The organism is Streptomyces sp. NPDC050842, from assembly GCF_044456565.1.
In the GTDB taxonomy this organism is placed as follows: domain Bacteria; phylum Actinomycetota; class Actinomycetes; order Streptomycetales; family Streptomycetaceae; genus Streptomyces.
Map to the genome: position 1 here is coordinate 827,926 of NZ_JBITGA010000004.1, position 14,834 is coordinate 842,759.

A 14,834-nucleotide genomic window follows, 5' to 3' on the forward strand; every position below is an offset into this window, starting at 1 on the left:
CCCGGCGCGGGGGACTCCAGGAGGTGGGCGTCGACCAGCGCCTCCAGCCGGTCCTCCACCGCCCTCTCGTCGTCGCCCCGTCGGGCGGTCGGTCGCGGTCAGCTCCCCGACGATGCGGTCGAGCTCCTGCTCCCTGCCGGTGAAGTCGGCGGAGAGGAGGGGAGTTGGTGCGGTACGGGGTGGGTGTCGGCGGCGGGCGAGGGGTGGGGCTCGCTCGGACTCGGGGGCGGGGGCGGGCTCGGGTCCGTGCTCCCGCTCGCGCCCGGGTGTGGTTCCGCTGCGGGCTGTGGCGCGGTGAGCGCCGGGTCGAGCGTCAGGATCCGGCGGCGCGGTTCCACCAGCCCCGGCTCCGGGCCGACGCCCAGCTCCCGCAGGCCGACGGACGTCTCGCGCAGCGGGTGGGCCGCGACCGGCGCGGCCCGGGGGTCAGCCGAGGACCGTGTAGCCCGCGTCCCGCAGCGCCTCCTCGACCTCCCGGCAGTGCTCCGGGCCCTTCGTCTCCAGGTGCAGCTCGACCTCCGCCTCGGTCAGACCCAGGCGCGGATCCGTCCGCACATGGCTCACGTCGAGGACGTTCGCGTCGACCACCGTGAGGACCGCGAGCAGCGTCGCGAGCGCGCCCGGCCGGTCCGTCACCCGCAGCCGCAGGCTCAGATAGCGGCCCCCGGCGGCCATGCCGTGCCGCAGGATCCGCTGGAGGAGCAGCGGGTCGACGTTCCCGCCCGACAGGATCGCGACGACGGGCCCCTGGAAGGCCGCCGGGTCGGCGAGGAGGGCCGCCACCGGGCTCGCGCCGGCCGGTTCGACGAGCATTTTGGCCCGCTCAAGGCAGAGCAGCAGCGCCGACGACAGGTCGTCCTCGGAGACGGTACGGACCTCGTCCACGTACTCCTGGACCAGGGCGAACGGCACGTCGCCCGGCCGCCCCACCTTGATCCCGTCCGCCATCGTCGCCGGCGAGTCGATCACCACCGGATGCCCGGCGGCCAGCGACGGCGGGTACGCGGCCGCGCCCTCCGCCTGTACGCCGATCACCTTCACGTCCGGGCGCAGCGACTTCACCGCGAGCCCCACGCCGGCCGCGAGACCGCCGCCGCCGATGCCCACGAGGATCGTCCGGACCTCCGGGCACTGCTCCAGGATCTCCAGGCCGACCGTGCCCTGCCCCGCGATGATGTCGGGGTGGTCGAAGGGGTGGATGAAGACCGCGCCCGTCTCCCGCGCGTACTCCTCCGCCGCCGCCAGCGTCTCGTCGACGACGTGGCCGTGCATCCGGACCTCGGCGCCGTACTCCCGGGTGGCCGCGACCTTCGGCAGCGGGGCGCCGACCGGCATGAAGACCGTCGCGTGCACGCCGAGCAGCTTCGACGCGAGCGCGACGCCCTGCGCGTGGTTGCCCGCCGAGGCGGCGACGACCCCCGCGGCCCGCTCCTCGGGCCGCAGCCCGGAGATCCGTACGTACGCCCCGCGCAGCTTGAAGGAACCGGTCCGCTGGAGGTTCTCGCACTTGAGCTGGACCGGCGCCCCCACCAGCGACGACAGATGACGGCTGCCCTCCATCGCGGTCACCCGGGCCACCCCGGACAGCATCTTCTGCGCCCCGCGCACGTCGTCCAGCATGAGGTGGTGCAAGGGGTCTCGCGTACGGAAGCTCATGACAGCAAGTCTCGCAGCTCACCGCCCTCGTGGCCGCTCGGCGGGCGGGCGCCGAATCCGGTTTGCGCAGCCCCGGTACGGACCCCCTCGGGTCCGCGTACTCTGTCCCCCACCGACCGACCACCCCCGCACGAGAGAGACCCACAGCCATGCCCACATCTCAGGACATGACGACTGAGCTCGACCCCGGTCTCCTCGACGCCCTCCAGCACCAGGTGGCCGTCTTCGCCCGCCGGGCCGAGCAGACCCGCCTCGGCGGAACGGGACAGCTCCGCAACTCGATGGACCGGGCCGCCTACCTCCTCCTCAACCGGCTGGACCAGGAAGGGCCGATGGGTGTCAAGGCGCTCGCGGCGGGCATGGGGATCGACTCGTCCACGGTCACCCGGCAGGTCGCCCCGCTCGTCGACACGGGCCTCGTCAAGCGGACCTCGCACCCGGAGGACGGGCGCGCGGTCGTGCTCCAGCTGTCGCCGCGCGGCCTCGCCCGCCTGGAGGAGGTCCGCTCCTCGCGCCGCCAGCTGATGGTGGAGGTCACGGACGGCTGGACGCAGGCCGAGCGCGAGTCCTTCTGCACGCTGCTCACGCGCTTCAACACCGCCCTGTCCGTACGGCAGTCGGCGCACACGGGCCACCCGGGCACCGCGTCCGGGGGTTCGTCGGCGGAGTCCGCGCCGGCCTCTTGAGCCGAGGGGCGTGAGCCGAGCCTCTTGGCCCGCGGGTCGTGAGCCGGGCCGCTTGAGCCGCAGGTCGTGAGCCGGGCCGCTTGAGCCGCAGGTCGTGAGCCGAGCCTCTTGAGCCGCGGGTCTTGACCCCGGCCGCGCGCTGCCCTCCTATGAGGGGGTGCGCGAGCATCGGATCGGACCTGGCAGCGAACAGGCCCACCGCACCCGGGAGTTCGAGGCGTTCGTGGCCGGGGCGGCGGGGCGGTTGCTGCATGCCTCGACCCTGCTCACCGCCGAGTCCCGTACGGCCAACCCCCACGCCAGGGCGCTGCTGGGCGCCGCCCTCGCCCATACGTACGCGGTGTGGGCGCGGTTGCGTGACGAGGACCCGTACGACCTCACGCGCCGCGATCTCGCCGCCCGCTTCGCCCGCACCGCGTGGCGGCACCACGGCGGACACGGTCCGCTGGCCGCGCTCGGCCCGCAGGAACGTCTCGTCGTCGTGCTGCGGCTGTACGAAGGGGTGGCCGAGGAGCAGGTCGCGGCCCTGCTCGGACTCTCCGAGGCACGCGTCCGCGCCGTCTGCGCACGCTCGGTCGCCGCGCTCCGGGCCGCGGCGCGCGGCACGGCCGCCGCCTCCCAGGGGCCGGCTGGTCCCGGTCGGGAGATCGCCGCGTGACCCGGCACGAGGACAAGGAGGCGGCGGTCCGGCGGATGCTGGACACCCCGCACCCGCCGGTCCCCGCGGATCTCGCCGTACAGGCCGTGGAGCGCGGGTCGCGGCGGGCGCGCCGGGACCGGATGGCGCGCCGGGTGCTGTGGGGCCTGTTCGCCGTCGCCGTGTTCGCGTTCGTGGTGTGGGCGTCGGTGGAACGTCCGTGGGAGGTCCCGCCCGCGCAGACGACGCCACCGCTCGAAGGGTGGTGACGCGACGCTCGGCCTAGCCTGGAGGAGGGGCCGACTGGAGGTCGCCATGGCCAGGAAAGCAACGGACTGCCGGGACACCCCGAGCGTCTCCGGCTGCTCGCTCTACATCTCGGGCGAGGAGGAGGAGGTCCTCCGGGCCGCCGTCGAGCACATGGTGTCCGTGCATGAGCACACGGACACACTCGAACTCCGCGCGGAGGTGCGGGCCGCGCTGAAGGACCCGCTGCCCGGGACCTGAGCCGAGCCGAGCCGAGCGACGGAGGGCCCGGGCCCGTGACGGGACCCGGACCCTCCGTACCGGTGTCAGCCAACGGTCAGCGGCCGGCGGCTTGCGGCTAGCCCAGGGCCTGGCGGAGGTCCGCCAGGAGGTCCTCGACGTTCTCGATGCCCACCGAGAGGCGGACGAGGTCGGCCGGGACCTCCAGGGCGGAGCCCGCGACGCTCGCGTGCGTCATGCGGCCCGGGTGCTCGATGAGGGACTCGACACCGCCCAGGGACTCGCCGAGGGTGAAGAGCTGCGCGCGGTTGCAGACCTCGACCGCCGCGTCCTCGCCGCCCTGCACGCGGAAGGAGATCATGCCGCCGAAGGACCGCATCTGCTTGGCCGCGACCTCGTGCCCCGGGTGCTCCGGCAGGCCCGGGTAGAGGACCTGGGTGACCTTCGGGTGCTGGGCCAGCATCTCGACGATCTTCGCGGCGTTCTCGCTGTGGCGGTCCATACGGACGGCGAGCGTCTTGATGCCGCGGAGCACGATCCACGAGTCGAACGGTCCGGCGACCGCGCCCATCGCGTTCTGGTGGTACGCGAGCTCCTCGCCGAGCGCCTCGTCGGCCGTCACGAGCGCGCCGCCGACGACGTCCGAGTGGCCGCCCATGTACTTGGTGAGCGAGTGCACGACGACGTCCGCGCCGAGCGCCAGCGGCTGCTGGAGGTAGGGCGAGGCGAAGGTGTTGTCGACGACGAGCTTCACGCCGGCCTGGCGGGCGACGCCCGCGACGGCCTCGATGTCGGTGATGCCGAGAAGCGGGTTCGAGGGGGTCTCGACCCAGATCAGCTTCGTACGGTCGTTGACGGCGTCCCGCACCGAGTCGATGTCGGAGGTGTTCGCCACCGAGAAGTCCACGCCCCAGCGCTGCACGACCTTGGCGAAGAGCCGGAAGGTGCCGCCGTAGGCGTCGTTCGGGATGACCACGTGGTCGCCGGGCGCGAGGAGCGTGCGGAGCAGGCAGTCCTCGGCGGCGAGCCCGGAGGCGAAGGCGAGACCGCGCCGGCCGCCCTCCAGGGCCGCCAGGTTCTCCTCCAGGGCGGTACGGGTCGGGTTCGCGCTGCGGCTGTACTCGTATCCGCCGCGCAGCCCGCCCACGCCGTCCTGCTTGTAGGTGGACACCTGGTAGATGGGCGGGACGACCGCGCCGGTCAGCGGGTCGGCGGTGTTGCCCGCGTGGATCGCGCGGGTCTCGAAGCTCTGGTGAGAGTGCTGGTCGCTCATGAGTGAGGAGCGTAGTCCTGAGCGCCCCCCGCCGCTTCGTTCGTCTCACCGGGTGTCCTGGACAATGGACGCATGGAGATTCTCTGGTTCCTGATCGCGCTGGTGCTGCTGGTCAGCATCCTCGGCCCCTACCTGCGCCGCCGCAGGGGTGGTGTCGGGATCCGACAGGTCGCGCCGGGCGCACCGGACGCGGCGGACCCGGAGGCGTACGGCTTCGTACGGCAGGAGGAGCAGGACGTACGGCTGCCGGGGGCCGACGAGGACCTTCTCCACGTGCTCGACGTCGTCCAGGCCACCCAGGACTGGCGGGCCGCGTCGCGGCTGCTCGCCGAGACCGACAAGGACGGCGAGGTGCGCTGGCAGCGGGTCCAGGCCTTCGCGGGCGCCGCCTCCCTCGAACTCCAGGAGCGGCCCGGTGTGGGCGGGGCGTGGCTGCGGGCCTGGCGGGCGGACGCGCCGAAGGACGCGGGCGGCGCGGCCGTGCACGGCGAGTTCCTGGTGCAGCAGGCATGGCGTTCCTCGTCGGCCGGGACCGACGACTTCCGGATCATCCTGGAGGAGGGGCTGAAGGTCACCGAGGAGGCGGCGCTGCTCGCGCCCGGCGACCCCGTCCCGTACATCACGCAGCTGGCCGTGGCGCGTGGCCTCGGCTATGGCCACGAGCAGTTCGACCAGGTGTGGGCGAAGGTCATCGACCGCGCTCCGCAGCACATGGGGGCGCATCTGGCGGCCCTGCACTACTGGTGCGAGAAGTGGCACGGTTCGCGCGAGGAGGCCGACCACTTCGCGACGACGGCCGCGGCGCGTGCCCCGCGGGGCTCGCTGCTCGCGGCGCTGCCGCTGTTCGCGGTGTACGAGCACGTGCCGGACGTGGTGCTCGTGCAGGACTTCTTCCGTACGGCCGTGGTGAGCAAGGCGACGGAGGGCGCGCTGTACGCGGTCCACTCGGCCCGGCCCGAGGACCCGATGCTCGCGCACGTCCGGCACCTGCTCGTCTGGTTCCTGGTGCGCGGCGAGCGCTGGGGCGAGGCCATGCAGCAGCTGGTGCACGTCGACGGGCACGTCGGCGCGGTGCCGTGGACGCTGAGCGGGGACCCGGCGGCGGAGTACACGGTCTTCCGGAACCTGGCGGTGGCGGGGTACGAGGCGAACGGCGGCAGCCCGGTGACGCTGCCGCGCTGAGGCGAGGCGCTGATCTGCCGCGCTGATCCGCCGCACTGATCTGCCGCACTGATCTGCCGCGCCGAGGCGGGGCGGGACTGCGCAGGGCCGGGAGGGGAATCCCTTCCGGCCCTCCCTTGTTGTGAGGACTGCCGACGTCGAGGAGAGATGCAGCATGTTCCTGTCCCGCACCCCCGTCCTCCCCACCCCCGAGCAGGCCCTGCGCGGCCGCCCGGAGCCGGAGTTCTCCGTCCCGGATCGCCACACGGTCCTCGGCAACCCGCTCCTCGGCCCCTACCCCGAGGGTCTCGAGGTCGCCGACTTCGCCCTGGGCTGTTTCTGGGGTGCCGAGCGCAAGTTCTGGCAGACCGAGGGCGTCTGGACGACCCTCGTCGGCTACCAGGGCGGCATCACGCCGAACCCGGCGTACGAGGAGGTGTGCTCCGGTCTGACCGGCCACACCGAGGTCGTCCGGGTCGTCTTCGACCCGTCGAAGGTGTCGTACGCGTCCCTCCTGAAGCTCTTCTGGGAGTCCCACGACCCGACGCAGGGCTTCCGCCAGGGCAACGACGTGGGCACCCAGTACCGCTCCGCCGTCTACACGCACAGCCCGGCCCAGGCCGAGCAGGCCGAGGCCTCCCGCGCGGCGTACCAGAAGGTCCTCGCGAGCTCCGGCTACGGCGAGATCACCACACACGTCCTGCCGGCGGACGAGGAGCGCCCGTTCTATCCGGCCGAGGCGTACCACCAGCAGTATCTGGACCGCAACCCTGGCGGCTACTGCGGAATCGGCGGCACCGGTGTCTCCTGCCCGATCGGCGTCGCCGAGGCGCCGGGCGTGTGAGCCCGGCCGGTGCCTCCCTCGATGCCTCCGCCGATGGCGGCGGGGGCGTCGGGGCCCCGGGAAACCTCAACGGGGTCGGTTTGCGGCGGTGTTACCCTGGCGCCATGCAGTTCTGCCACGCTCAGGCCCGTTACATGAGGCTGCGCCGCTCCTAGCGGCGGGCCCCTCTTCACGCGTCTCACTCTCCGCGCGTCCTCGCACTCCTGCGTCGGCACTCGCGCTCTCGCGTTCGTTCAGGCCCTCCGCTTCCGGGTCCCGCCGGTGCGGCTCTTCGTGCTGCTCCGGCTCCGAACGGTTTCGCGGAGCAGACTCATGCCATATTCCCCGCAGGGCGGCCGACACGAGCTCGGCCAGAACTTCCTCGTCGACCGGTCCGTCATCGACGAGATCGACGGCCTGGTGGCCAGGACCAAGGGTCCGATACTGGAGATCGGTCCCGGTGACGGCGCCCTGACCCTCCCGCTGAGCAGGCACGGCAGGCCGATCACCGCCGTCGAGCTCGACGGCCGGCGGGCGCAGCGCCTCGGCGTCCGCACTCCCGGTCACGTGACCGTGGTGCACCACGACTTCCTGCACTACCCGCTGCCGCGCAACCCGCACGTGGTCGTCGGCAACGTCCCCTTCCATCTGACGACGGCGATCATGCGGCGGCTGCTCGACGCCCAGCACTGGCACACAGCCGTCCTCCTCGTCCAGTGGGAGGTCGCCCGCCGCAGGGCCGGCGTCGGCGGGTCGACCCTGCTGACGGCCAGCTGGGCTCCCTGGTACGAGTTCGACCTGCACTCCCGGGTCCCCGCGCGCGCCTTCCGGCCGATGCCGGGCGTGGACGGAGGGGTCCTGGCGATCCGGCGGCGGTCGGCGCCGCTCGTGGGCCAGGTGAAGACGTACCAGGACTTCGTACGCCAGGTGTTCACCGGCAAGGGCAACGGGCTGAAGGAGATCCTGCGGCGTACCGGGCGGATCTCGCAGCGGGACCTGGGGGCGTGGCTGCTGAGGAACGAGATCTCGCCGCACGCGCTGCCGAAGGATCTCAAGCCGGGCCAGTGGGCGTCGCTGTGGGAGCTGACCGGCGGTACGGCCGACGGCGCCCTCGGCGGTACGGGTGGCGGCACGGCCGGGTCGTTCGGGTCGGCCAGGGCAGGGGCCGGTCACCCGGGCGGGCGGGGCTCCGCGAGTCGTCGGGGCGTGTCGCAGGCGCGGCGCGGCCGGGGACGCGTCGTACGGAGCTCCACCGGGACCGAGCAGGGGCGGGGCAGGGGCCGGCCGGAGGGCTCCTGACCTGTGCCTGATCCGTTTCCGATCCGCCCGTGTCCGATGCTCGTCTCTGCGATTTCTCCCGCTCCCCTCCCGCTCGTGAACGGCGGGAGGGGGGTGGCGGGGGCTGCGTGCGGGGCTGCGGGGCGGTTATCTGCCCGTGCGGCGTCCGTACGACGAGCCTCGCGCGCCCTGGCGTCCCTTCGTCTGACGGACCTGTGCGCGGGGCGCGCAGGGGTCGCCGCCGCGCGTGGGGCCGAATCTGCGGGGGGTCCTGTTCGCCTCGGGCTCGTACTCCCTGCCGCCACGGTCCTGGGCGGGCATGCGCGCGCCGGTCGCCCCCGGCGCGTACCCCGGCTGGGAAGCCTCGAAAAGGGCGATCCATTGGGTGAGCGTCAGGTCCTTCGGCAGTCCGCCGTCCGGAATTCCGTGGCGGTCGGCGAGGGAGCGATAGGTCCGTTTGGGGATGTGGCGCCGGAGGATCTCGGCGAGGCCGCGTCCGGGGCCGGTGAAGACGGCTTCGGCGAACTGCTGGAAGGCGCGGCTCGCGCTCTCCGGCAGCAGAGGCTGGGGGCGCCGCCTGATCGTCAGGATGCCGCCGTCGACGCTGGGCATAGGACGGAACGACGTGGCGCGGACGCGGTCGTGGAGCGTGAACTCGTACCACGGGGCCCAGGAGGTCGTGAGCAGCGATCCGCCGCTGCGACCGGCGCGTTTACGGGCGACCTCCCACTGCACTATCAGGGCCGCGGACTGCCAGTTCGTCGATTCCAGAAGACACCGGAGGATCTGGGTCGTGATACCGAAGGGGACGTTTCCGACGACGGTGTCGATCTCGCTCGGAAAACGGAAGTCGAGGAAATCACCTTGGAATACGGTGACCCTTTTCCCGTCGAACTTCTTCCGTATGTACGCGGCCCAGTGCGGGTCCATCTCCACTGCCGTCACGGTGTCGAAGGAGTGCAGCAGCTCCTCGGTGATCGCGCCTTTTCCGGGGCCGATTTCGAGAACGTGTCTCCCGTCCCCCTCGACCTGCCGGACGAGATTGCGCACGGCTCTGTCGTCCTGGAGAAAGTTCTGCCCTAATTCGCGGCGGAGGGCGTCGCGATCCGCTCGTTTCGGTATGGAGTCGCGCACTGCCATGAACGATCCCCTCCCTGGCTGCCGTGGTCAATGGACTTGGCACGGACCATACCTCACGGTCCGTCGCCTGACAGGAGAGCGAGTTGACGTACTGACGGCTCTCCGCACGGGAGTTGGGAGCGGGACGAGAGGGCGGTCCGAGCGGCTCACGGAAGGGGGCGCGAGGGGTGCCGCAGGGGCGTTGCCCCCCAAGTGAGGTGCGGCGGAGTGGTATTGGGGGGCCCTGGAGGCCTGTCGCGCGGGGGCCGTCCAACGAGCCCCCAGTGGGGTCGGGTTGAGGCCGCCGCTCGTCGGCCGCTCCCGCCGCCGAGGCCGAACTATGTCATGTCGGGGGTGAAATCAAGCCATTCCCCCGGGAACAGCCGTTACCCCTCCCTTTACCTGGCGTGGATTTCCCGACCATTGGTATAGAGCGGGAGTCGGCGCGACACCATGGGGACCGCGCATGCGGCGGGCGCCACCCCCGGACACCCCGACAAGGGGGGTCCGGGGCCCCGCCGGACACCCGTGGCCTGGGGTCGACGCCAGGTATAGGGGGAACGTAGGGGGAGCATAGGGGGGGTGCCCTGAGGTTGGGTGAAAGCGCGGCTTCCGGAAACGGAGCCGGGATGTCTTCAGCCGGAATTACCAGGACCGGCGCGAGAACACCGGTGACAGGGCGTGGGGCGGCAGCGTGGGACATGGGGGAAGTCCGGGTCCGACGGGGGTTGCCCCCTGCCGGCCCTGATCGTGCGGAGCACTGCTTCTCTCCTGCCTTCCCACCGGTGATGTGCGCGCCGAATTGATTCGTGGAGAGATGTCGACAGTGTCCAAGAGTGAGTCCGAGGAATTCGTGTCCGTGTCGAACGACGCCGGTTCCGCGCACGGCACAGCGGAACCCGTCGCCGTCGTCGGCATCTCCTGCCGGGTGCCCGGCGCCCGGGACCCGAGAGAGTTCTGGGAGCTCCTGACGGCGGGCGGCCAGGCCGTGACCGACGTCCCCGCGGACCGCTGGAACACGGGCGACTTCTACGACCCGGACCGCTCCGCCCCCGGCCGCACGAACAGCCGGTGGGGCGGGTTCATCGAGGACGTCGACCGGTTCGACGCCGCCTTCTTCGGCATCTCGCCCCGCGAGGCCGCGGAGATGGACCCGCAGCAGCGGCTCGCCCTGGAGCTGGGCTGGGAGGCCCTGGAGCGCGCCGGGATCGACCCGTCCTCGCTCGCCGGCACCCGTACCGGCGTCTTCGCCGGCGCCATCTGGGACGACTACGCCACCCTGAAGCACCGCCAGGGCGCCGCCGCGATCACCCCGCACACCGTCACCGGCCTCCACCGGGGCATCATCGCGAACCGGCTCTCGTACACCCTCGGGCTCCGCGGCCCGAGTCTGGTCGTCGACTCCGGCCAGTCCTCGTCGCTCGTCGCCGTCCACCTCGCGTGCGAGAGCCTCCGGCGGGGCGAGTCCGAGCTCGCGCTCGCCGGCGGCATCTCGCTCAACCTGGTGCCGGACAGCACCATCGGCGCGAGCAAGTTCGGCGGCCTCTCCCCCGACGGCCGCGCCTACACCTTCGACGCGCGCGCGAACGGCTACGTACGCGGTGAGGGCGGCGGTTTCGTCGTCCTGAAGCGGCTCTCCCGGGCGATCGCCGACGGCGACCCGGTGCTCGCCGTGATCCGGGGCAGCGCCGTCAACAACGGCGGTGCCGCCAAGGGCATGACGACCCCCGACGCGCAGGCGCAGGAGGCGGTGCTGCGGGAGGCCCACGCGCAGGCCGGGACCGCGCCGGCCGACGTGCGGTACGTCGAGCTGCACGGCACGGGCACCCCCGTGGGCGACCCGATCGAGGCCGCGGCGCTCGGCGCCGCCCTCGGCACCGGCCGCCCGGCCGGACAGCCTCTCCTGGTCGGCTCGGTCAAGACGAACATCGGGCACCTGGAGGGCGCGGCCGGGATCGCGGGCTTCATCAAGGCCGTCCTGGCGCTCCGCGGCCGCGCACTGCCCGCCAGCCTGAACTACGAGACCCCGAACCCGGCGATCCCCTTCGAGGCACTGAACCTCAGGGTGAACACGGAGTACCTGCCGTGGGAGCCGGAGCGCGACGGACAGCGGATGGTCGTCGGCGTGTCCTCGTTCGGCATGGGCGGGACGAACGCGCACGTCGTGCTGGAGGAGGCCCCGGACGTCGAGGAGACCCCGGTCGACGGGCCGCCGGTCGTCGGCGGTGTGGTGCCGTGGCTGGTGTCCGCCAAGACTCCGGCCGCGCTGGACGCGCAGATCGGGCGGCTCGCCGCGTACACGGACAGCCGTACGGATCTGGACGCGGGCGCGGTGGCGCGCGTACTGGCCGGTGGTCGTGCGGAGTTCGAGCACCGCGCGGTCGTGGTCGGTGCCGGGCGGGACGAGCTCGCGGGGGCGCTGGCCGCTCCTGAGGGGCTGGTCCGGGGTGTGGCTTCCGGTGTCGGCCGGGTGGCGTTCGTGTTCCCGGGGCAGGGGACGCAGTGGGCCGGGATGGGCGCTGAACTCCTTGATGTGTCGGAGGAGTTCGCCGCCGCCATGGCCGAGTGTGAAGCTGCACTTGCCCCGTACGTGGACTGGTCGCTTGAGGCCGTCGTCCGGCAGGTTCCGGGTGCGCCCACGCTGGAGCGGGTCGACGTCGTCCAGCCCGTCACCTTCGCCGTCATGGTCTCCCTGGCCAAGGTCTGGCAGCACCACGGTGTGACGCCGCAGGCCGTCGTCGGGCACTCGCAGGGCGAGATCGCCGCCGCATACGTCGCCGGAGCCCTGAGCCTCGACGATGCCGCTCGGGTCGTGACCCTGCGCAGCAAGTCCATCGCCGCACACCTCGCGGGCAAGGGCGGCATGCTCTCCCTCGCGCTGAGCGAGGCCGCCGTTCTGGAGCGGCTGGGCGCCTTCGACGGGCTGTCCGTGGCCGCCGTGAACGGGCCCACCGCCACCGTCGTCTCCGGTGACCCGACCCAGATCGAGGAGCTTGCGCGGGCGTGTGAGGCCGATGGGGTCCGTGCGCGGATCATTCCCGTCGACTACGCCTCCCACAGCCGGCAGGTCGAGAGCATCGAGGGCGAACTGGCCGAGGTTCTCGCCGGGCTCACCCCGCGTGCGCCACAGGTGCCGTTCTTCTCCACGCTCGAAGGCGCCTGGATCACCGAGCCCGCTCTGGACGGCTCGTACTGGTACCGCAACCTCCGCCACCGCGTCGGCTTCGCCCCGGCGGTCGAGACGCTCGCCACGGACGAGGGCTTCACCCACTTCGTCGAGGTCAGCGCCCACCCCGTCCTCACCATGGCCCTGCCGGACACCGTCACCGGTCTCGCGACCCTGCGGCGCGACAACGGCGGCCAGGACCGCCTCGTCACCTCCCTCGCCGAAGCATGGGCCAACGGCCTCGCGGTCGACTGGAGCCCTCTCCTCCCGGCCACCATCGGCCGGCACCCCGACCTCCCGACGTACGCGTTCCAGACCGAGCGCCACTGGCTGGGCGAGATCGAGGCGCTCGCCCCCGCGGCCGAGGCCGACCTGCCGGTCCGGCCCGCCGTGCTCCGTGCGGAGGCCGCCGAGCTGGCGGCGCTCGACCGGGACGAGCAGCTCCGCGTGATCCTGGACAAGGTCCGGGCGCAGACGGCCCAGGTGCTGGGGTACGCGTCCGGCGGGCGGATCGAGGTCGACCGGACCTTCCGTGAGGCCGGTTGCACCTCCTTGACCGGTGTGGACCTGCGCAACCGGATCAACGCCGCCTTCGGCGTACGGATGGCGCCGTCCATGATCTTCGACTTCCCCACCCCCGAGACGCTCGCGGAGCAGCTGCTCGTCGTGATGCACGGGGAGGCCTTGGGGACAGCGGCGGCCGGTGCCGAGTCGGCTCCGGTGGCGTCGGCGGCCGGTGCCGTCGACGAGCCGGTCGCGATCGTGGGCATGGCCTGCCGTCTGCCGGGCGGTGTCGCCTCGCCGGAGGACCTGTGGCGGCTGGTGGCGGGCGGCGGGGACGCGATCTCGGACTTCCCGCAGGACCGCGGGTGGGACGTGGAGGGGCTGTACCACCCGGACCCCGAGCACGCCGGTACGTCGTACGTCCGCCAGGGCGGCTTCATCGAGAACGTCGCCGGTTTCGACGCGGCCTTCTTCGGGATCTCCCCCCGCGAGGCCCTCGCCATGGACCCGCAGCAGCGGCTCCTCCTCGAAACCTCCTGGGAGGCCGTCGAGGACGCCGGGATCGACCCGACCTCCCTGCGGGGACGGCAGGTCGGCGTCTTCACCGGGGCGATGACCCACGAGTACGGGCCGAGCCTGCGGGACGGCGGGGAGGGCCTCGACGGCTACCTGCTGACCGGCAACACGGCCAGTGTGATGTCGGGCCGCGTCTCGTACACGCTGGGTTTGGAAGGCCCCGCCCTGACGGTGGACACGGCGTGTTCGTCGTCGCTGGTCGCGCTGCACCTCGCCGTGCAGGCCCTGCGCAAGGGCGAGGTCGACATGGCCCTCGCCGGCGGCGTGGCCGTGATGCCCACGCCCGGGATGTTCGTGGAGTTCAGCCGGCAGCGCGGCCTGGCCGGGGACGGCCGGTCGAAGGCCTTCGCCGCTTCGGCGGACGGCACCAGCTGGTCCGAGGGCGTCGGCGTCCTCCTCGTCGAGCGCCTGTCGGACGCGCGCCGCAACGGCCACCAGGTCCTCGCGGTCGTCCGCGGCAGCGCGGTGAACCAGGACGGTGCGAGCAATGGTCTTACGGCTCCGAACGGGCCGTCGCAGCAGCGCGTGATCCGGCGCGCGCTGGCGGACGCCCGCCTCACGACCGGTGACGTGGACGTCGTCGAGGCCCACGGCACGGGCACGCGGCTCGGCGACCCGATCGAGGCGCAGGCCCTGATCGCCACGTACGGGCAGGGCCGGGACGGCGAACAGCCGCTGCGGCTCGGGTCGTTGAAGTCCAACATCGGACACACCCAAGCAGCCGCCGGTGTCTCCGGCGTCATCAAGATGGTCCAGGCGATGCGCCACGGGCTGCTGCCCAAGACGCTGCACGTGGACGAGCCGTCGGACCAGATCGACTGGTCGGCGGGCGCGGTCGAGCTGCTCACCGAGGCCATGGAGTGGCCGGAGAAGGGCGACGGCGGGCTGCGCCGAGCAGCGGTGTCGTCGTTCGGCATCAGCGGCACGAACGCGCATGTGGTGCTGGAGGAGGCCCCGGCTGTCGAGGCAGCGGCGGGCCCGGCGGGCGACGAGTCGTCGGCCGCCGGTGTGGTGCCGTGGCTGGTGTCCGCCAAGACTCCGGCCGCGCTGGACGCGCAGATCGGGCGGCTCGCCGCGTACGCGGACAGCCGTACGGATCTGGACACCGGTGCGGTCGCACGCGTACTCGTCGAGGGGCGTGCGGAGTTCGAGCACCGGGCCGTCGCTGTCGGTGCCGGGCGGGACGTTCTCATGCAGACCTTGGCCGATCCCGAAGGGCTGATACGCGGGACGGCCTCCGACCTGGGTCGGGTGGCGTTCGTGTTCCCGGGGCAGGGGACGCAGTGGGCCGGCATGGGTGCCGAACTCCTTGATGTGTCGGAGGAGTTCGCCGCCGCCATGGCCGAGTGTGAAGCTGCACTTGCCCCGTACGTGGACTGGTCGCTTGAGGCCGTCGTCCGGCAGGCGCCCGGCGCGCCCACCCTGGAGCGGGTCGACGTCGTCCAGCCCGTCACCTTCGCCGTCATGGT

General features: G+C 72.6%; 10 protein-coding genes and 1 pseudogene. 8 read left to right on the top strand and 3 right to left on the bottom strand.

Annotated features, from left to right (window positions below):
- Positions 1 to 426: 426 nt before the first annotated feature.
- A complete protein-coding gene (ilvA, locus tag ACIBG6_RS16865; RefSeq protein ID WP_399223335.1) occupies positions 427 to 1,656 on the bottom strand; it encodes a threonine ammonia-lyase in 1,230 nt (409 codons plus the stop codon).
- Positions 1,657 to 1,805: 149 nt separating this feature from the next.
- Here ilvA and ACIBG6_RS16870 point away from each other — a divergent pair, with 149 nt between their 5' ends.
- The 4 genes from ACIBG6_RS16870 (at position 1,806) to ACIBG6_RS16885 (ending at position 3,486) form a co-directional block, all read left to right on the top strand.
- Positions 1,806 to 2,342 carry a MarR family winged helix-turn-helix transcriptional regulator gene (locus ACIBG6_RS16870; protein ID WP_399223336.1) on the top strand — a complete coding sequence of 179 codons (537 nt, stop codon included), beginning with the start codon at positions 1,806 to 1,808 and terminating at the stop codon, positions 2,340 to 2,342.
- A 157-nt stretch (positions 2,343 to 2,499) separates the two neighbouring features.
- Positions 2,500 to 3,000, top strand: coding sequence for a sigma factor-like helix-turn-helix DNA-binding protein (locus tag ACIBG6_RS16875; RefSeq protein WP_399223337.1), 501 nt, complete (start codon positions 2,500 to 2,502; stop codon positions 2,998 to 3,000).
- The gene (locus tag ACIBG6_RS16880; RefSeq protein ID WP_399223338.1) at positions 2,997 to 3,248 is read left to right on the top strand and encodes a hypothetical protein; all 252 of its coding nucleotides are present in this window, start codon (positions 2,997 to 2,999) and stop codon (positions 3,246 to 3,248) included. The genes ACIBG6_RS16875 and ACIBG6_RS16880 overlap by 4 nt, the downstream gene beginning before the upstream one ends.
- Positions 3,249 to 3,294: 46 nt before the next feature.
- Positions 3,295 to 3,486, top strand: coding sequence for a DUF1059 domain-containing protein (locus tag ACIBG6_RS16885; protein WP_399223339.1), 192 nt, complete (start codon positions 3,295 to 3,297; stop codon positions 3,484 to 3,486).
- Positions 3,487 to 3,583: 97 nt separating this feature from the next.
- Here the strand turns inward: ACIBG6_RS16885 and ACIBG6_RS16890 are convergent, their stop codons facing one another.
- Positions 3,584 to 4,738, bottom strand: coding sequence for a cystathionine gamma-synthase (locus ACIBG6_RS16890; RefSeq protein ID WP_399223340.1), 1,155 nt, complete (start codon positions 4,736 to 4,738; stop codon positions 3,584 to 3,586).
- A 72-nt stretch (positions 4,739 to 4,810) separates the two neighbouring features.
- Between ACIBG6_RS16890 and ACIBG6_RS16895 the strand changes: the two genes are divergently transcribed.
- From ACIBG6_RS16895 to erm (ACIBG6_RS16905), 3 genes and pseudogenes are all read left to right on the top strand, one after another.
- Positions 4,811 to 5,920 carry a hypothetical protein gene (locus ACIBG6_RS16895; RefSeq protein WP_399223341.1) on the top strand — a complete coding sequence of 370 codons (1,110 nt, stop codon included), beginning with the start codon at positions 4,811 to 4,813 and terminating at the stop codon, positions 5,918 to 5,920.
- Between the two features lie 154 nt (positions 5,921 to 6,074).
- Positions 6,075 to 6,743 (top strand): peptide-methionine (S)-S-oxide reductase MsrA, encoded by a 669-nt coding sequence (gene msrA, locus ACIBG6_RS16900; protein ID WP_399223342.1) that lies wholly within the window; start codon positions 6,075 to 6,077, stop codon positions 6,741 to 6,743.
- A gap of 312 nt (positions 6,744 to 7,055) precedes the next feature.
- Positions 7,056 to 7,814: pseudogene (gene erm / locus ACIBG6_RS16905) on the top strand (23S ribosomal RNA methyltransferase Erm); the annotation flags it as partial.
- Positions 7,815 to 8,147: 333 nt separating this feature from the next.
- Here erm (ACIBG6_RS16905) and erm (ACIBG6_RS16910) read toward each other — a convergent pair.
- Complete coding sequence (gene erm, locus ACIBG6_RS16910; RefSeq protein WP_399223343.1) at positions 8,148 to 9,140, bottom strand: 23S ribosomal RNA methyltransferase Erm; 993 nt, start codon at positions 9,138 to 9,140, stop codon at positions 8,148 to 8,150.
- 838 nt (positions 9,141 to 9,978) lie between these two features.
- Between erm (ACIBG6_RS16910) and ACIBG6_RS16915 the strand changes: the two genes are divergently transcribed.
- Positions 9,979 to 14,834, top strand: a 4,856-nt coding sequence (locus ACIBG6_RS16915; protein WP_399223344.1) for a beta-ketoacyl synthase N-terminal-like domain-containing protein, incomplete at its 3' end; no start/stop codon positions are given.